12 protein-coding genes and 1 pseudogene are annotated in these 18944 nt (G+C 69.2%); 10 read left to right on the top strand and 3 right to left on the bottom strand.

All coding sequences use genetic code 11. The features are described 5' to 3' along the window. Positions 1 to 280: 280 nt before the first annotated feature. The 4 genes from metH (at position 281) to OG272_RS09515 (ending at position 8407) form a co-directional block, all read left to right on the top strand. Positions 281 to 3808 carry a methionine synthase gene (gene metH, locus OG272_RS09530; protein WP_328507566.1) on the top strand — a complete coding sequence of 1176 codons (3528 nt, stop codon included), beginning with the start codon at positions 281 to 283 and terminating at the stop codon, positions 3806 to 3808. A gap of 195 nt (positions 3809 to 4003) precedes the next feature. Further along, entirely contained in the window at positions 4004 to 4708 is a 705-nt protein-coding gene (locus OG272_RS09525; protein ID WP_326583955.1) for an HAD family phosphatase, read from the top strand. Positions 4709 to 5126: 418 nt separating this feature from the next. Beyond that, the gene (locus tag OG272_RS09520; protein ID WP_326583956.1) at positions 5127 to 6731 is read left to right on the top strand and encodes an ABC transporter substrate-binding protein; all 1605 of its coding nucleotides are present in this window, start codon (positions 5127 to 5129) and stop codon (positions 6729 to 6731) included. A 92-nt stretch (positions 6732 to 6823) separates the two neighbouring features. Further along, the gene (locus OG272_RS09515) at positions 6824 to 8407 is read left to right on the top strand and encodes an ABC transporter substrate-binding protein (RefSeq protein WP_326583957.1); all 1584 of its coding nucleotides are present in this window, start codon (positions 6824 to 6826) and stop codon (positions 8405 to 8407) included. Between the two features lie 97 nt (positions 8408 to 8504). Here OG272_RS09515 and OG272_RS09510 read toward each other — a convergent pair whose 3' ends face one another. After that, on the bottom strand, positions 8505 to 9176 hold the full coding sequence (locus OG272_RS09510) for a response regulator transcription factor (RefSeq protein WP_326583958.1): 672 nt from the start codon (positions 9174 to 9176) through the stop codon (positions 8505 to 8507). A gap of 15 nt (positions 9177 to 9191) precedes the next feature. Further along, positions 9192 to 10115: a RecB family exonuclease gene (locus OG272_RS09505; RefSeq protein WP_326583959.1), complete on the bottom strand. Its 924-nt coding sequence runs from the start codon at positions 10113 to 10115 to the stop codon at positions 9192 to 9194. Positions 10116 to 11381: 1266 nt separating this feature from the next. Between OG272_RS09505 and OG272_RS09500 the strand changes: the two are divergent. From OG272_RS09500 to OG272_RS09490, 3 genes and pseudogenes are all read left to right on the top strand, one after another. Continuing rightward, positions 11382 to 12551, top strand: a pseudogene (locus OG272_RS09500) (site-2 protease family protein); the annotation flags it as partial. Between the two features lie 72 nt (positions 12552 to 12623). Then, entirely contained in the window at positions 12624 to 13526 is a 903-nt protein-coding gene (locus tag OG272_RS09495; protein WP_326583960.1) for a tRNA (adenine-N1)-methyltransferase, read from the top strand. A gap of 249 nt (positions 13527 to 13775) precedes the next feature. Beyond that, positions 13776 to 14351: a hypothetical protein gene (locus tag OG272_RS09490; RefSeq protein WP_326583961.1), complete on the top strand. Its 576-nt coding sequence runs from the start codon at positions 13776 to 13778 to the stop codon at positions 14349 to 14351. Positions 14352 to 14442: 91 nt separating this feature from the next. On the opposite strand, the gene OG272_RS09485 is transcribed toward OG272_RS09490, so the two are convergent. Then, positions 14443 to 14748 carry a ferredoxin gene (locus OG272_RS09485; RefSeq protein WP_327730486.1) on the bottom strand — a complete coding sequence of 102 codons (306 nt, stop codon included), beginning with the start codon at positions 14746 to 14748 and terminating at the stop codon, positions 14443 to 14445. A 245-nt stretch (positions 14749 to 14993) separates the two neighbouring features. On the opposite strand from OG272_RS09485, the gene arc reads away from it, so the two are divergent. From arc to OG272_RS09470, 3 genes are all read left to right on the top strand, one after another. Next, the gene (gene arc / locus OG272_RS09480) at positions 14994 to 16760 is read left to right on the top strand and encodes a proteasome ATPase (protein WP_326583963.1); all 1767 of its coding nucleotides are present in this window, start codon (positions 14994 to 14996) and stop codon (positions 16758 to 16760) included. A 234-nt stretch (positions 16761 to 16994) separates the two neighbouring features. Beyond that, a complete protein-coding gene (gene dop, locus OG272_RS09475) occupies positions 16995 to 18506 on the top strand; it encodes a depupylase/deamidase Dop (RefSeq protein WP_405893065.1) in 1512 nt (503 codons plus the stop codon). A 189-nt stretch (positions 18507 to 18695) separates the two neighbouring features. Then, positions 18696 to 18911: a ubiquitin-like protein Pup gene (locus OG272_RS09470; RefSeq protein ID WP_123544333.1), complete on the top strand. Its 216-nt coding sequence runs from the start codon at positions 18696 to 18698 to the stop codon at positions 18909 to 18911. Positions 18912 to 18944 lie beyond the last annotated feature (33 nt).

Here is an 18944-nt window from a genome sequence, read left to right as displayed (position 1 = left end):
CGTCACCAGCTTTTCGGCCACGCCCGCCGTGCGGTGAGGTTCCCGTGCCCGTCCGGTGCCCGTTGGGTGATCATGTGATCGTGAGGTGTCCGTGCGGTGGCGGAGCGGTGTCCGGCGTTCGTTTCGTCGTCGGAGTAAACCGCACCCGGGCGGGTACGCCACGCCCGTCCGTCCCGTGGACGCCTCTGACCATCCGCGCCGCTCCGGGCTACCCTTGCGGCGTGCGCCTTCCACGGGAAGCCGCAAAGCCGACAGCCGTCGCACTCCAGGGAGCAGCTCCATGGCCTCGTTGCCGAACCCGTCCTCCTCGTCCGCCGCCACCGGCCGGGCCCGATCCGACGCGCTTCGGGAGGCGCTGGCCACCCGTGTGGTGGTCGCCGACGGCGCGATGGGCACGATGCTGCAGGCGCAGGACCCGACCATGGAGGACTTCCAGCAGCTGGAGGGCTGCAACGAGGTCCTCAACGCCACCCGCCCCGACATCGTGCGCTCGGTGCACGCCGCGTACTTCGAGGCGGGTGTGGACTGCGTGGAGACCAACACCTTCGGCGCGAACCTCACCGCACTGGGTGAGTACGACATCCCCGAACGCACCGCCGAGCTGTCCGAGGCCGGCGCCCGCATCGCCCGGGAGACGGCGGACGAGTTCGCCGCGCGCGACGGCCGGCAGCGGTGGGTGCTGGGCTCCATCGGCCCGGGCACCAAACTGCCCACCCTCGGCCACACCACCTTCACCGCCATCCGTGACGCGTACCAGCAGAACGCCGAGGGTCTGCTGGCCGGCGGCGCCGACGCCCTCCTGGTGGAGACCACCCAGGACCTGCTCCAGACGAAGGCCTCCGTCATCGCCGCACGCCGCGCGATGGAGACGGCCGGATACGACGTCCCCCTGATCGTCTCGGTGACGGTCGAGACGACCGGCACCATGCTGCTGGGCTCGGAGATCGGCGCCGCGCTGACGGCGCTGGAGCCGCTGGGCATCGACATGATCGGCCTGAACTGCGCGACCGGCCCGGCGGAGATGAGCGAGCACCTGCGCCATCTGGCCCGCCACTCCCGCATCCAGCTGTCCTGCATGCCCAACGCCGGGCTTCCGGTCCTGACCAAGGACGGCGCCCACTACCCGCTGACCGCTCCGGAGCTGGCGGACGCGCAGGAGAACTTCGTCCGCGAGTACGGCCTGTCCCTGGTAGGCGGCTGCTGCGGCACCACCCCCGAGCACCTGCGCCAGGTCGTCGAGCGGGTCCGGGACCTCACCCCCACCGCCCGCGAACCGCGCCCCGAGCCCGGCGCCGCCTCCCTCTACCAGAGCGTGCCCTTCCGCCAGGACACCGCGTACATGGCCATCGGCGAGCGCACGAACGCCAACGGCTCGAAGAAGTTCCGTGAGGCGATGCTGGAGGCCCGCTGGGACGACTGTGTGGAGATGGCCCGCGACCAGATCCGTGAGGGCGCCCACATGCTCGACCTCTGCGTCGACTACGTGGGCCGCGACGGCGTCGCCGACATGGCCGAGCTGGCCGGCCGGTTCGCCACCGCCTCGACCCTGCCCATCGTCCTGGACTCCACCGAAGTGCCCGTCATCCGGGCCGGGCTGGAGAAGCTCGGCGGGCGGGCCGTCATCAACTCCGTCAACTACGAGGACGGCGACGGCCCCGAGTCCCGCTTCGCCAGGGTGACCCGCCTCGCCCAGGAGCACGGGGCGGCGCTGATCGCGCTGACCATCGACGAGGAGGGGCAGGCCCGTACCCCGCAGAAGAAGGTCGAGATCGCCGAACGGCTGATCGCGGATCTGACCGGGAACTGGGGTATCCACGAGTCGGACATCCTCATCGACACCCTGACCTTCACGATCTGTACCGGTCAGGAGGAGTCCCGCGGGGACGGTATCGCCACCATCGAGGCGATCCGTGAGCTCAAGCGCCGCCATCCGCAGGTGCAGACCACGCTGGGGCTGTCGAACATCTCCTTCGGTCTGAACCCGGCCGCCCGGATCCTGCTGAACTCCGTCTTCCTGGACGAGTGTGTGAAGGCGGGCCTGGACTCGGCGATCGTGCACGCCTCGAAGATCCTGCCGATCGCCCGCTTCAGCGAGGAGGAGGTCACCACCGCTCTGGACCTCATCCATGACCGGCGGGCCGAGGGGTATGACCCGCTGCAGAAGCTGATGGCGCTGTTCGAGGGCGCCACCGCCAGGTCGCTGAAGGCGGGCAAGGCCGAGGAGCTGGCGGCGCTGCCGCTGGAGGAGCGTCTCAAGCGCCGCATCATCGACGGTGAGAAGAACGGCCTGGAGGCCGACCTGGACGCGGCCCTGCGGGAGCGGCCGGCGCTGGACATCGTCAACGACACGCTGCTGGACGGGATGAAGGTGGTCGGTGAGCTGTTCGGCTCCGGCCAGATGCAGCTGCCGTTCGTGCTGCAGTCCGCCGAGGTCATGAAGAGTGCGGTGGCGCATCTGGAGCCGCACATGGAGAAGACCGACGACGAGGGCAAGGGCACCATCGTGCTGGCCACGGTGCGCGGTGACGTCCATGACATCGGCAAGAACCTCGTGGACATCATTCTGTCCAACAACGGCTACACGGTGGTCAATCTCGGTATCAAGCAGCCGGTCTCGGCGATCCTGGACGCCGCCAAGGAGCATCGGGCCGATGTGATCGGGATGTCCGGGCTGCTGGTCAAGTCCACGGTGATCATGAAGGAGAACCTTCAGGAGCTCAACCAGCGCAAGCTGGCCGCCGACTACCCGGTCATCCTCGGCGGGGCCGCCCTGACCCGCGCCTATGTCGAGCAGGACCTGCACGAGATCTACGAGGGCGAGGTCCGCTACGCCCGGGACGCGTTCGAGGGGCTGCGGCTGATGGACGCCCTGATCGGCGTCAAACGGGGCGTGCCGGGCGCGAAGCTGCCCGAGCTCAGGCAGCGCCGGGTACGGGCGACGGCCACGGCCACCGCGGTCGAGGAGCGCCCGGAGGAGGGGCACGTCCGCTCCGACGTGGCCACCGACAATCCCGTCCCCACACCCCCGTTCCGGGGCACCCGCGTCGTCAAGGGCATCCAGCTCAAGGAGTACGCGGCCTGGCTCGACGAGGGTGCCCTCTTCAAGGGGCAGTGGGGACTCAAGCAGGCCCGCACCGGCGAAGGACCGACGTACGAGGAACTCGTCGAGACCGAGGGCCGGCCCCGGCTGCGCGGCCTGCTGGACAAGCTGCAGACCGACAACCTGCTCGAGGCGGCCGTCGTCTACGGATACTTCCCCTGCGTGTCCAAGGACGACGACCTGATCATCCTGGACGACGACGGCAACGAGCGGACCCGGTTCACCTTCCCCCGCCAGCGCCGCGGCCGCCGGCTGTGCCTGGCCGACTTCTTCCGCCCGGAGGAGTCCGGCGAGATGGACGTCGTCGGCCTCCAGGTCGTCACCGTCGGCTCCCGCATCGGCGAGGAGACCGCCAAGCTCTTCGAGGCCAACGCCTACCGCGACTACCTCGAACTGCACGGGCTGTCCGTGCAGCTGGCCGAGGCACTCGCCGAGTACTGGCACGCCCGGGTGCGCTCGGAGCTGGGCTTCGCCGGAGAGGACCCGGCCGCGATCGAAGACATGTTCGACCTCAAGTACCGGGGTGCCCGCTTCTCCCTCGGCTACGGCGCCTGTCCCGACCTGGAGGACCGCGCCAAGATCGCTGAACTCCTGGAGCCCGAGCGGATCGGCGTACAGCTCTCGGAGGAGTTCCAGCTCCATCCCGAGCAGTCCACGGACGCGATCGTGATCCACCACCCCGAGGCGAAGTACTTCAACGCGCGGTAGCGCTCCGTGCGGGGAGCCCGCTTGCGTCAACGGGGCCGTTTCGGCTGGTCACGCCGTGCCCCTTGCCCCTTACGGGATGCGGCACGACTCGGCCGCGAGGCGCTTCCCCGCGCGAAGTCGTACACTGGTCGGTCCACCGCAGGCCGGTTCCCCACCAGGGAACCGGCCTGCTCGTCCCACAAGGAGGTGCGCCGGATGACCACGACGATCCCCGCGCTAGGAACCCGTACGGCCGAAGGCTCCGCCCTGCAGGCCGTGCTCCTCGACATGGACGGCACCCTGGTGGACACCGAGGGCTTCTGGTGGGACGTGGAGGTCGAGGTCTTCGCCGGCCTCGGACACGCCCTCGACGACTCCTGGCGCCATGTCGTGGTCGGGGGCCCCATGAGCCGCAGCGCGGGCTTCCTGATCGAGGCCACCGGCGCCGACATCACTCTCCCCGAGCTGACCGTGCTGCTGAACGACGGCTTCGAGGCCCGTATCGGGCGGACACTGCCGCTGATGCCCGGCGCCTCCAGACTCCTCGCCGAGCTCGCCGCGCACAGCATCCCCACCGCCCTGGTCTCCGCCTCCCACCGCCGCATCATCGAGCGGGTGCTGAGCTCCCTCGGCCGCCGGCACTTCGCGCTGACCGTCGCGGGCGACGAGGTCGAGCGGACCAAGCCGTTCCCCGACCCCTACCTCCTCGCGGCCTCCGGCCTCGGCGCGGATCCGATCCGGTGCGCGGTCATCGAGGACACCGCGACCGGTGTCGCCGCCGCCGAGGCCGCCGGCTGCCATGTGGTCGCCGTCCCGTCCGTGGCGCCCATCGCCCCCGCCACCCGGCGCACCGTCGTGACCTCGCTGGAAGAGGTCGACCTGCCATTCCTGCGTGGCCTGATGGCGTCGACAAGCAATTGAAAGCGCAAGGAATTCCAAGATCGCGCACCGGTTGACGGGCGGGGATCGGGACGGGGAATTCGGTCGCGTCGCGATGACTGAATTCCCGCTCCCGGGAACCCCTTTTCATCTGTGACGTTAACCACTCCGAAGGGCCTCCGGGGAGGCCCTTCGGTGCGTCCAATCCGCGTATTCGGGGGCGTTCGGTACGCCCTTGTGTCCCGATTGGAGAAGGGTGCACCCAAACATTCCGTGCGTGCTACACCGTTTGTGTCCACACCCGGTTCCGCAGCGTGATGGGAACTCAACTCCGGTGTGTACGAGCCCCTATGGCGGTGCGGGCTAATCTCGTCGCGAGAACATCGCCGCACTTCCCGGGACGCGCTCGCACCACCCCGCTGGCACCCGTCCCGGAACACAGCTCTGGAGAAACCCGCGCATGAACCGCAAGACCTTGGTGCTGCCGGCCGTGATCGGTCTGCTCACCCCGGTACTCGCCGCCTGCGGTGCCACCGACAGCGCGGGCGGCAGCGGTGACGCGATCGTCGTCGGCACCACCGACCGGTTCACCGCCTCGAAGGAGGCCCCGGCCCCCGTCGACCCGGCCTACGCCTACGACGTAGGTACCTGGAACATCCTCCGCCAGACCGTCCAGACCCTCCTGGTCCAGCCGCGCGGCGACGGCGAACCGGAACCCGAGGCCGCCTCCAGCTGCTCCTTCACCGACACCGGCAACGAGCGCTACGCCTGCACACTGCGCAGTGGCCTGAAGTTCGCAGGCGGCGATCCGGTCACCGCCGAGGACGTGAAGTTCTCCATCGACCGTGCCCGCTCCCTCAAGGCCGACAGCGGTGTCTTCGCCCTGCTGTCCACCATCGACCTCGTCGAGACCAAGGGCGACAACGAGGTGATCTTCCACCTCAACAGCCCCGACGCGACCCTCCCGTACAAGCTGTCCACCCCCGTCGCCGGCATCGTCAACCCCGCCGACTACGACAAGGGCGAGCTGCGCGACGGCTTCGAGGTCGACGGCTCCGGCCCGTACACCCTGGACGCCGAGGTCGAGAACAACGAGCTGGTCCGGGCCGTCTTCACCAAGAACCCCAACTACAAGGGGCAGTTGGACCCGAAGAACGACAAGGTCGAACTGCGCTCCTTCGCGAGCGCCGACGCCATGGGCACCGCCCTCGAGGACGGCGACATCGACCTGATGACCCGCACCATGACGCCGGAGCAGATCACCAAGCTCTCCGAGTCCGCCGACAGCGACATCGACGTGATCGAGTCCGCCGGCCTGGAGATCCGCTACCTCGCCTTCAACACCGACGCCTCGCCGGTCGGGAGCACGGCCGTCCGCCGTGCCATGGCCGAGGTCATCGACCGGGGCGAACTCGTCTCCAAGGTGTACGGCTCCCAGGCCGAACCCCTCTTCTCACTGGTCCCTGCCGGCATCACCGGCCACTCCAACTCCTTCTTCAACGAGTACGGCGACCCTGACGTCGGCAAGGCGAAGTCGACCCTGGAGGCCGCGGGCATCACCACCCCGGTGAAGCTGACCCTCCACTACACGACCGACCACTACGGCGCGGCCACGAAGAAGGAGTTCGAGTTGCTGAAGAAGCAGCTCGACGACAGCGGGCTGTTCGACGTGACCATCAAGGGCGCCCCCTGGTCCACGTTCCGCCCCGCCGAGCAGGAGGGCGAGTACGCGGTCTACGGCATGGGCTGGTTCCCGGACTTCCCCGACGCCGACAACTACCTCGCGCCCTTCCTCGACAAGGACAACTTCCTCGGCTCGCCGTACGCGAACCGCGAGATCCGCAGCAAGCTGATCCCCGAGTCCCGCCGCGCGGCCGACCGCCTCACCGCCTCGGAGAGCCTCACCGGCATCCAGGACATCGTCGCCGACGACGTGCCGATCCTGCCGCTGTGGCAGGGCAACCAGTACGTCGCCGCCCGCGACGACGTCACCGGCACCGAGTACGCCCTCAACGCCGCCTCGACGCTCCAGCTCTGGGAGCTGGGCCGCGGCAGAGACAACTGACCGGACCTCACCACCCCTCCGGACAGAGGCCGGTCGGCCTCGGGGGAGCCCGGAGCGCCCGCAATGCACCCGACGACACAAGGCATCCATACGTGAACATACGCACCCAGTGGCCCGTCCTGACCATGGCGACAGGGCTTGCCGCCGGCCTGCTGACCGGTTGCGGCTCCGATTCGGGGGGAGCCGGGGACTCCGGCTCCAACGTCGTGATGGGGATGTCCGACGACGTCCTGGCCACCGACCCCGCCTCCGGCTACGACCCCGGATCCTGGCTCCTCTTCAACAACGTCTTCCAGTCGCTGCTGAGCTTCCCCAACGGCGCCACCGAGCCCGAACCGGACCTCGCCGAGGAGTGCTCCTTCGCGGACAGCGGCGCCAAGGTCTACGAGTGCACCCTCAAGGACGGCCTGAAGTTCAGCAACGGTGAGGCGCTCACCGCGAAGGACGTCAAGTTCTCCTTCGACCGCATGCTGAAGATCAACGACGACGCCGGCCCCGCGATCATGTTCCCCATGCTCGACAAGGTCGAGACCCCGGACGACAAGACCGTCCGCTTCGACCTCAAGTACGCCGACGCGACCTTCCCCAGCAAGATCGCCTCCGGCGCCGGCTCGATCGTCGACGAGAGCTCCTACGACGCCGACGGACTCCGCGAGGACGGCGAGGCGGTCGGCTCCGGCCCGTACAAGCTGGAGTCCTTCGGCAAGGACGAGGCCGTCTTCACCGTCAACGAGAACTACAAGGGCACCGCCGACGTCGAGAACAGCGGCGTCACCCTCAAGTTCTTCCACGGCGACCAGGACGCCCTGAAGAAGTCCCTGCTGGAGGGCGACCTCGACGTCACCTACCGCGGACTCAGCGCCTCCGACATCTCCGACATCGAGACCGACACCTCCACCGCCAGCGGCGTCGAGATCGTCGACGGCACCGGCGCCGAGGTCCAGCACCTCGTCTTCAACATGGACGACCCGGTCACCGGCAAGCTCGGCGTGCGCCAGGCCATCGCCTACCTCCTCGACCGCGAGGCCCTCGTCGACGAGGTCTACCAGGGCACCGCCACACCGCTGTACTCGATCATCCCGGCCGGCATCACCGGCCACAACACGGCGTTCTTCGACACCTTCGGCGCCCGTCCCTCCCAGGACAAGGCCGAGGCCGCGCTGCGCGCCGACGGTATCGACGACAAGGTCGAACTGACCCTCTGGTCCACCCCGTCGCGCTACGGCCCCTCCACCGACCAGGAGTTGGAGGCCATCGCCAAACAGCTCAACGACAGCGGCCTGTTCGACGCGACCGTCGAATCCGTCGCCTTCGACCAGTACGAGAAGGACATCGCCGCCGGCAAGTACGGCGTGTACGTGAAGGGCTGGGTCCCCGACTACCCGGACCCCGACAACTTCACCGGCCCCTTCTTCGGCAAGGGCAACGTGCTGGACAACAACTACACCAACAACACCATCACCGGTGAACTCCTCACGAAGACCGCCGCCGAGAGCGAGCGCTCCTCCACGGAGAAGGAGTACGCCGAACTGCAGAACATCGTCGCCACCGACATCCCCCTCATCCCCATCTGGCAGGCCAAGCAGTACGCCGTCGTCCGCGACGACGTCTACGGCCTGGAGTACTGCCTGGACGCCTCGACCGTCTTCCGCTTCTGGGAGATCAGCAAGGGCTGACGCGAGCAACGGCCGACGCCGACAGCCACGCACGACCGAGGGCGCCCTCTTCACCGCAAGAGGGCGCCCTCGGCGCGTAGTACGGAGTGCGGCCTGCCTACTGCGCGCCGGGGCGCACCAGCCCGCTCTCGTACGCGTACACCGCCGCCTGCACCCGGTCACGCAGCCCCAGCTTGGTCAGCACATGACCCACATGCGTCTTGACCGTGGTCTCGCTGACGAACAGATCGGCGGCGATCTCCGCGTTCGACAGACCCCGGGCCACCAGCTTCAGCACCTCGACCTCACGGTCGGTCAGCGTGTGCAGCGCGTCCGGCACCGGCTCGTCGCCCGACGGCAGATGCACCGCGTACTTGTCGAGCAGCCGACGCGTGATGCTCGGCGCGAGCATCGCCTCCCCGCCCGCGACCACCCGGATCGCCTGCACCAGCTCAATGGCCGGCGCGTCCTTGAGCAGGAACCCGCTGGCACCCGCCCGCAGCGCCTCCACCACATACTCGTCCAGGTCGAACGTGGTCAGCACCAGCACCTTCGCCGGACCGTCCCGCCCCGGCCCGGTGATCTGCCGGGTCGCCTCCACGCCGTCCATCCGCGGCATCCGGATGTCCATCAGAACCACATCGGGCTGCAGCGCCCGCACCTGGTCGAGCGCCTGCAGGCCGTCTCCGGCCTCCCCGACGACCGCGAGGTCCTGCTCCGCCTCCAGAATCATCCGGAACCCGGTACGCAGCAGCGGCTGGTCGTCGACCAGTAGGACGCGGATGGCCACGAAAATCTCCTTCGGCTAGGCCGGGCCCATTCTGCCCTGCCCCTCGCCGACCGACTCGGGTGACCTCACCTGCAGCGGGTACGGCGGGGGAGTACCACCGAACTCCGGGCATACCGACTGGTGGTCGCACCAGCCGCACAGCTTGGTCGGCCGGGGCCGCCAGTCCCCGCTCTCCGTGGCCAGCCGGATCGCCTCCCACAGCGCCAGCAGCTTGCGCTCCACCCGCTCCAGATCCGCGATCACGGGGTCGTACGTCAGCACATCACCACTGCCGAGATAGACCAGCTGGAGGCGGCGCGGCACCACCTGCTTCAGCCGCCACACCACCAGGGCGTAGAACTTCATCTGGAACAGCGCGCCCTCGGCGTACTCGGGTCGCGGCGCCTTGCCCGTCTTGTAGTCGACGATCCGCACCTCGCCGGTGGGCGCCACATCCACCCGGTCGATGATCCCGCGCAGCCTGAGCCCCGACTCCAGCTCCGTCTCCACGAACAACTCCCGCTCGGCGGGCTCCAGACGCGTCGGATCCTCCAGCGTGAACCAGCGCTCCACCAGCTGCTCGGCCTCCGCCAGCCAGCGCGCCAGCCGCTCACCCTCCGCGTCGTCCGCGAACAGCTCCACGACCTCCGGCCTGCTCTCCCGCAGCCGGTCCCACTGCCCGGGCACCAGCGACCTGGCCCGCGGCGCCGTCCGCTCGGCCGCCGGCGCGTCGAAGAGTCTCTCCAGCACCGCGTGCACCAGCGTGCCGCGCGTCGCCGCCTCGCTCGGCTTCTCCGGCAGCCGGTCGATCACCCGGAACCGGTACAGCAGAGGGCACTGCATGAAGTCACTCGCCCGCGACGGCGACAGCGAGGCAGGCGGCGCGGCGGCCCGCACGGCAGGACGACCATCCTCGCCGCCCGCGGGCACGGCGGCGGCGCCGTCGGTGCTGGTTTCCATGACCACAGACCATACGGCCCACCACTGACAGTGACAGCCACGGGCCCGCGCGAGCACCGCCCGACACCACGGCCGTCGAAACCCGTGTGCCTCGTGCGACGCGGGGAAAGAGAGGGGGTGCCGGGGCGGAAGGCGCCCCGGCGACCGCATAGCATCGACCGCAGACCCTTCCGCCCGGCCACCGGGCGCGGAAGACGCTTCGAACGAGGGGACATCGTGGAGACGAGCGGCGGGAGCGGGCAGCCGCGGTCCGACAGCGACGCGGCGCCCGAGCGCGCACACCGCGACACGACCGAGACACCGGCGGAGAACGGCGCCCCCACCCACCGCACCCCCGGCGAGGCCGCCACCACCTCCGGGACTCCCCGAACGCCCGACGCCCACCGAACGCCCGACAGCCCCCGCACGGCCGACGCCCCCCAGGAGACCGACGCCTCCGAAGCACCGGGCGGATCCCAGCACTCCGACGATGCGGAGCAGCAGGACACCGACGCGGGCAAGGGCACGGGCAAGGCACCGAGTGCCGACGAGGAGCCGAGCCCCGCCGGGAAGCCGGGAGCGGTAGAGGGCCGGGGTGCCGTGGGGGAACACGACGCCACCGAGCGGCACGGCTCCGCCGAGGACCCCTCCGCCGCCGGAACCCCCGGCGACCCCGAATCCGCGAAGCCATCGGAACCCCCCGTACACAAGTCGCCCGCCACCCCGACGCACGAACCCCCGTCGAACCCGCCGAACCAGCCGCCCGCCGACCCGGCGGACCAGCCACCGGCGGACACGGCGACCCGGCCGTCCGAGCGCCCGGCGCCCGAGCCGCCGACGCGTCCGGCGGACCAGCCGTCGGCCGGCCCCACGGATCAACCCCCGTCGAACCCGCCGAACCAGCCGCCCGCCGACCCGGCGGACCAGCCACCGGCGGACACGGCAGCCCGACCGTCCGAGCGCCCGGCGCCCGAGCCGCCGACGCGTCCGGCGGACCAGCCGTCGGCCGGCCCCACGGATCAACCCCCGACGGACTCGGCCGACAAGCCGCCGGCCGGCCCGGCGGACCGACCGCCCTCGGCCCCCCTGCGCAAACCGTCGCCCGAGGCGCCGAACCAGCAAGCGGCTGACACCGGCAACGAACCGTGGGCGAACCCGGTGACCAAGCCCTCGGCGGACTCAGGGACCCCGGCGACCCCACCCGACATGGACAAGGCTCCGGCGGACGGGTCAGAGCACACAGTGGGACCCGCGCGCACCCACGCACACTCGCACGCCGCTCCCAAACCGCCCCGGCGCCCCAAGGAGCCCGGCGGCGGCATCCTCATGGGCCGCCCCTTCGGCGTACCCGTGTACGTCGCGCCCAGCTGGTTCCTCGTCGCCGCCCTGATCACCTGGGTCTTCGGCGGCCAGCTCGACCGCGTCCTGCCCGAACTCGGCGCCCTCCGCTACCTCGTCGCCCTGTTCTTCGCGGTCGCCTTCTACGCCTCCGTACTCGTCCACGAACTCGCCCACACCATCGCCGCCCTGCGCTACAAACTGCCGGTGCGCCGCATCCAGCTCCAGTTCTTCGGCGGCGTCTCGGAGATCGAGAAGGAATCCGAGACCCCGGGCCGCGAGTTCGTCCTGGCGTTCGTGGGCCCTCTGCTCTCCCTGATCCTCGCGGGCGTCTTCTACGTCGCCCTGCTGGCCGTCGAGCCCGGCACCGTGCCCGGCGTCCTCCTCGCCGGACTGATGATCTCCAACCTGATCGTGGCCGCGTTCAACCTGCTCCCCGGACTGCCACTCGACGGCGGCCGCATGCTCCGCGCCGTCGTCTGGAAGATCACCGGCAGGCCGATGACCGGCACGATCGCCGCCGCCTGGGTCGGCCGCGCCCTCGCCGTCTCCGTCCTCATCGGACTGCCCCTGCTCACCCAGTCCGGCCTGCTCGGCTCCGCCGCCGAGGACAGCGTCGGCATGGACACCGTCCTCGACGCCCTGCTGGCCGCGATCCTCGCCGCGATCATCTGGACCGGCGCCGGCAACAGCCTCCGCATGGCCCGCCTGCGCGAACACCTGCCCGAACTCCAGGCCCGCGCCCTCACCCGGCGCGCGGTCCCCGTCGAGACCGACACCCCTCTCTCCGAGGCCCTCCGCCGCGCCAACGAAGCCGGCGCCCGCGCCCTCGTCGTCGTCGACCCCGACGGCGAACCCCTCTCCCTCGTCCGCGAGGCCGCCATCGTCGGCGTCCCCGAACACCGCCGCCCCTGGGTCGCCGTCGGCGGCCTCGCCCAGGACCTCACCGACGGCATGCGAGTCTCCGCGGAACTCGCGGGCGAAGCCCTCCTCGACGCCCTCCGCGCGGCCCCCGCCACCGAGTACCTCGTCGTGGAGGACTCGGGCGAGATCTACGGAGTCCTCTCCGCGGCGGACGTGGAGCGAGCCTTCGTGAAGGCCATGGCCAGGCCCTCCTGAGCCCCCTTCGCCCGACCCCGCTCACCCCAAGCGGTGGTCGGCGGCCCTCCCAATCGCCGGTAGGCTGGTCACATGTCCGAACCGACCGGTGCCGCCCGCCGTCGCGGGCCCTTCAAGGTCGGGGACCAGGTCCAGCTCACCGACCCCAAGGGACGCCACTACACGTTCACGCTCGAAGAGGGAAAGAACTTCCACACCCACAAGGGTTCCTTCCCGCACGACGAGCTGATCGGCGCTCCCGAAGGCAGTGTTGTCCGCACCACGGGGAACGTCGCCTACCTGGCGCTACGCCCCCTGCTCCCCGACTACGTCCTGTCCATGCCCCGCGGCGCCGCCGTGGTCTACCCCAAGGACGCGGGGCAGATCCTCGCCTTCGCCGACATCTTCCCCGGCGCCCGCGTCGTCGAGGCCGGCGTCGGCTCCGGCTCGCTCAGCAGCTTCCTGCTGCGCGCCATCGGCGACCAGGGCATGCTGCACTCCTACGAGCGCCGCGAGGACTTCGCCGAGATCGCGCAGGCCAACGTCGAGCGCTACTTCGGCGGCCCCCACCCCGCCTGGCAGCTCACCGTCGGCGACCTCCAGGACAACCTGAGCGACACCGAGGTCGACCGCGTCATCCTCGACATGCTCGCCCCCTGGGAATGCCTGGAGGCCGTCTCCAAGGCCCTCGTCCCCGGCGGCATCGTCTGCTGCTACGTGGCGACCACCACCCAGCTCGCCCGGACCGTCGAGTCCATCCGCGAGATCGGCTGCTTCAACGAGCCGAGCGCCTGGGAATCGATGATCCGCAACTGGCACATCGAGGGCCTGGCCGTCCGCCCCGACCACCGGATGATCGGCCACACCGGCTTCCTGCTCACCGCCCGTCGCCTCGCCGACGGCGTCGAGCCGCCCATGCGCCGCCGCCGCCCCGCCAAGGGCGCGTACGGCGAGGACTACGCCGGCCCCAACGCCGACGGCGGCAGCGGCCGCTGACCCCCGCCCCACCCGGTGAACGGCCCGGCGCCGTCCACCTGTCACCACAGGCGGCCGCCCGCCGCGCACAACGCTCCCTCGACGTGGCCGAGTTCCCCGCAGCGCCCGGGAACTCGGCCACGGCGCTCTCCCGTTGACGCGCCACCGGAAAGCTGCGGGAACCACGTACCCCGCCGTTCCACACCCCTGTGACGTGTGGCACCATGCGGGTCATCCCAACCGGCACAGCACCCCCAGGAGACGCTCCTAGTGCAGCAATCCGCCGTCCCGGAACTGGCACACGCGCACACCCGCCCCATCCACTGGCTCGCCACGGCCACCGCCCTCGCCGCTGTCGTGGCCCTGTCGTCCGCACTCCAACCCGACGCGGCGAGAGCGGCCCAGCCCGACCCGAAGGCCGACCGGGCCCCGGCCGTCGTGACGGCCCCCGACCCCACCGAGGTGGACCTCCCGCTCGACTGCGGACCCGTCGGTGTCGTCGTGAAGAACAAGGGCTCCGGGGACCTCGACGGAGACGGCCGCCCCGAGACCGTGGCCGTCGCGCACTGCGACGCCAGCATGGGCACCCCGCCCGACGGCGTGTACGTCCTCACCCGCTCCACCGACGCGGCCCAGCCGAGGGTCGTCGCCACCCTGGTGAACCCCAAGGACCGCAAGACCGTCACCGACTTCGCCGTCCGTGACGCCGCCGTCACCGCCACCCTGCACGGCTACTCGTCGGCCGACGTGCCCAACTGCTGTCCTGACGTCAAGGACCTCGTCAAGTGGCAGTGGAAGAACGGGGCGTTCACGCGCTCGACGCCCGCCGGAGCACAAAGCGTCTGATCACCGCCCGCCCCCGGGCGAACGGGAAACGATCACCCGGCAAACCCGGTGTGAGAAACCAGACACAGGGCGACGCGGAGTGCCCGTCGGGTCACTCCGCGTCAGGCCCGAAGACCTCGACCCTGTCCGAAACCCGACGCACATGGATGCACTCGCCAGGACACTCCTTCGCGGAGTCCACCACATCCGTGAGAAGCGGCAGCGGAACGGGCGTTGCGGCCCCCGGGGCCTGCAACAACTCGTCGCCCGGGCTCTTCACATAGGCCAGCCCGTCGATGTCCAGCTCGAACACCTCCGGCGCGTACTGGACGCAGATACCGTCACCGGTGCAGAGATCCTGGTCGATCCAGACCTCCAGCGTCTCGCCCTCGGCCCCGGCCTCCTGCTGCACGGTCATCTCTCCTGCCGTCTCGATCGTCGAGCCGGTCGGGAACGATGCAGGCTCTGACGGGTGTTGAACACTTCGACCCTACCCGGGGCGGCTTCCCAATCATGTTCCGTGGGTATTCCCCTGGCGTGAGGGAGAGCGCAAGGGTGAAGATCGGACACACCCCGACCGTCTTTGTGATCTAGGGGTTTCAATCGACACCCACCCAGGTAGGGTCTGGAAGCGTCCAGCTCCCCTTGGAGGAGGTGAGGACCGTGGCAGCCCACGACGACGACATGAACCGCGGCATCCGCCCGGGACGAGGGTCCGACGACCCGGCCGGGCAGATTGCCTACCTTGAGCAGGAGATCGCCGTCCTGCGACGCAAGCTCGCCGACTCTCCGCGACACACGAGGATTCTCGAAGAGCGGATCGTCGAACTGCAGACCAATCTGGCCGGCGTGTCCGCACAGAACGAGCGGCTCGCCAACACGCTCCGTGAGGCCCGCGACCAGATCGTGGCCCTCAAGGAGGAAGTCGACCGGCTCGCACAGCCGCCGGCCGGCTTCGGTGTCTTCCTCACGGCGAACGAGGACGGCACGGCCGACATCTTCACCGGAGGCCGAAAGCTCCGGGTGAACGTCAGCCCCAGCGTCGACCTGGAAGAGCTCCGGCGCGGCCAGGAAGTGATGCTCAACGAAGCGCTCAACGTGGTCGAGGCCATGGAGTACGAGAGCGTCGGCGACATCGTCACCCTCAAGGAGATCCTCGAGGACGGCGAGCGCGCCCTCGTGCAGGGGCACACCGACGAGGAGCGGGTGGTGCGGCTCGCCGAGCCGCTGCTGGACATCACCATCCGCCCCGGCGACGCCCTCCTGCTCGAACCCCGCTCCGGCTACGTCTACGAGGTCGTTCCGAAGAGCGAGGTCGAGGAACTCGTCCTCGAAGAGGTCCCGGACATCGGCTACGAGCAGATCGGTGGCCTCGGCAACCAGATCGAGATGATCCGCGACGCGGTCGAGCTCCCCTACCTCTACCCTGACCTGTTCAAGGAGCACGAACTGCGTCCGCCCAAGGGTGTCCTGCTCTACGGACCCCCCGGATGCGGCAAGACACTCATCGCCAAGGCCGTGGCCAACTCACTGGCCAAGAAGGTCGCCGAAGTCACCGGCCAGGCCCAGGGCAAGAGCTTCTTCCTCAACATCAAGGGCCCCGAGCTCCTCAACAAGTACGTCGGCGAGACCGAGCGACAGATCCGCCTCGTCTTCCAGCGTGCGAGGGAGAAGGCCAGCGAGGGCACCCCCGTCATCGTCTTCTTCGACGAGATGGAATCCCTCTTCCGCACCCGCGGCTCCGGTGTCAGCTCGGACGTGGAGAACACCATCGTCCCGCAGCTGCTCGCCGAGATCGACGGCGTGGAAGGCCTGCAGAACGTCGTGGTCATCGGCGCCTCCAACCGCGAGGACATGATCGACCCCGCCATCCTGCGCCCCGGCCGGCTCGACGTGAAGATCAAGATCGAGCGTCCGGACGCCGAAGCGGCCAAGGACATCTTCCAGAAGTACCTCACCGAACGTCTCCCGCTCCACACGGACGACGTCGGCGAGCACGGCGGCTCCAAGGCCACCACCGTCCAGAGCATGATCCAGACGGCAGTGGAACACATGTACGCCGAATCCGAGGAAAACCGCTTCCTGGAAGTCACCTACGCCAACGGAGACAAGGAAGTCCTCTACTTCAAGGACTTCAACTCCGGCGCCATGATCGAGAACATCGTCGGCCGCGCCAAGAAAATGGCGATCAAGGACTTCCTCGACAAGAACCAGAAGGGTCTCCGCGTCTCCCACCTCCTCCAGGCCTGCGTGGACGAGTTCAAGGAGAACGAGGACCTGCCCAACACCACCAACCCGGACGACTGGGCCCGAATCTCCGGAAAGAAGGGCGAACGGATCGTCTACATCCGTACGCTGATCACCGGAAAGCAGGGCGCCGACACCGGACGCTCCATCGACACGGTGGCGAACACCGGACAGTACCTGTAAAAGACAGGGCGGCTGCGGGTGCCCTCACTGGGTACCCGCAGCCGACTGTTTTTCGGGCAAAGGCCGGAGCAAGGCAATGACGCAAATGATCTCCCCACCAGCGCAGAGGCGTTCTAGGCTCTTTCGTACCGCCGAGTCGCGCAGTGCGGGGACGGGCACCGCACACGCACCGGAGCGCCAGCGGTACTTGAGCGGCGTCCCCGACCGAGGACGCCGCCGGGCAAGGAGGGCCGCATGACCGTACGGCGAGTAATGGGCATCGAGACGGAGTACGGGATCTCCGTCCCCGGCCACCCCAATGCCAATGCCATGCTCACCTCGTCCCAGATCGTCAACGCCTACGCAGCGGCGATGCACCGGGCCCGCCGGGCCCGCTGGGACTTCGAGGAGGAGAATCCGCTGCGGGACGCGCGAGGCTTCGACCTCGCCCGCGAGGCCGCCGACTCCAGCCAGCTCACCGACGAGGACATCGGCCTCGCCAATGTCATCCTCACCAACGGCGCGCGGCTCTACGTCGACCACGCCCACCCCGAATACAGCGCCCCCGAAGTCACCAACCCGCTGGACGCCGTCCTGTGGGACAAGGCCGGCGAACGCATCATGGCCGAAGCCGCCGAACGCGCCGCCCAGCTCCCCGGCGCCCAGCCGATCCACCTCTACAAGAACAACACCGACAACAAGGGCGCCTCCTACGGCACGCACGAGAACTACCTGATGAAGCGGGAAACCCCCTTCTCGGACATCGTGCGCCACCTCACGCCGTTCTTCGTCTCCCGCCAGGTCTTCGCCGGCGCCGGCCGCGTCGGCATCGGCCAGGACGGCCACGAACACGGCTTCCAGCTCAGCCAGCGCGCCGACTACTTCGAGGTCGAGGTCGGCCTCGAGACGACGCTGAAACGCCCCATCATCAACACCAGGGACGAACCCCACGCGGACGCGGAGAAATACCGCCGCCTCCACGTGATCATCGGCGACGCGAACCTCTCGGAGATCTCCACCTACCTCAAGCTGGGCACGACCGCCCTGGTCCTCTCGATGATCGAAGACGGCTTCATCGCCGTCGACCTGGCCGTCGACCAGCCGGTACGCACCCTCCACCAGGTCTCGCACGACCCGTCCCTGCAACGCCTCGTCACCCTCCGCAGCGGCCGCACGCTGACCGCCGTACAACTCCAGATGGAGTACTACGAGCTGTCGCGCAAGTACGTCGAGGAGCGGTTCGGGGCCGACGCCGACGAACAGACCAAGGATGTCCTGAGCAGGTGGGAGGACACCCTCAACCGGCTCGAGAACGACCCGATGAGCCTCTCCGGCGAGCTGGACTGGGTGGCCAAGCGGGAACTCATGGAGGGCTACCGGCGCCGGGACGACCTCGACTGGGACGCCGCCCGGCTCCACCTCGTCGACCTCCAGTACGCCGACGTACGCGCCGAGAAGGGCCTCTACAACCGTCTCGCGGCCCGCGGCAAGATGAAGCGGCTCCTGGACGAGACGGACGTCGACCGGGCCCGTACGAAGCCGCCGGAGGACACCCGTGCGTACTTCCGCGGGCGCTGTCTGGAGCAGTACGCGGACGACGTCGCGGCGGCCTCCTGGGACTCGGTGATCTTCGATCTCCCCGGCCGGGATTCGCTCCAGCGCGTCCCAACCCTCGAACCGCTTCGCGGAACGCGAAATCACGTCAAGGAGCTCCTGGACCGCTGCCGCACGGCAGAAGACCTGGTCAGGGTCCTGTCCGGCCACTGAACCGGGCTTCAATCGTGATCAGCCGAGCAGGGTGGAAACACCGCCGTCCGGGAATCATCGAGGTGGTCCCCGGACGTTGTGGAAACGACGGGGCCAATGTCAGATCCGGCTTGTAGGGTCTGATCATCACCGATCGGCAGGAAAGCAGACCTGCCGACCATGTCGGGCGAACTGAGCGGGGTGAGGGTTATGGCGACCAAGGACACCGGCGGCGGCCAGCAGAAGGCCACGCGTTCCACCGAAGAGGTCGAGGAAGCACCCGAGGCGCAGGCTTCGGAGGACCTCAAGGAGCGGCAGGAGAAGCTGAGCGACGACGTGGACTCGGTACTGGACGAGATCGACGATGTCCTCGAGGAGAATGCCGAGGACTTCGTTCGAAGTTTCGTTCAGAAGGGTGGCGAGTAACCTTCGAATCGAAGGTCTCGGGGGTCTCTGAGG

Source organism: Streptomyces sp. NBC_00104, from assembly GCF_045160825.1.
Classification (GTDB): Bacteria; Actinomycetota; Actinomycetes; order Streptomycetales; family Streptomycetaceae; genus Streptomyces.
Note: the sequence above shows the minus strand (reverse complement) of the source record. Positions and strands in the feature narration are given on the sequence as shown.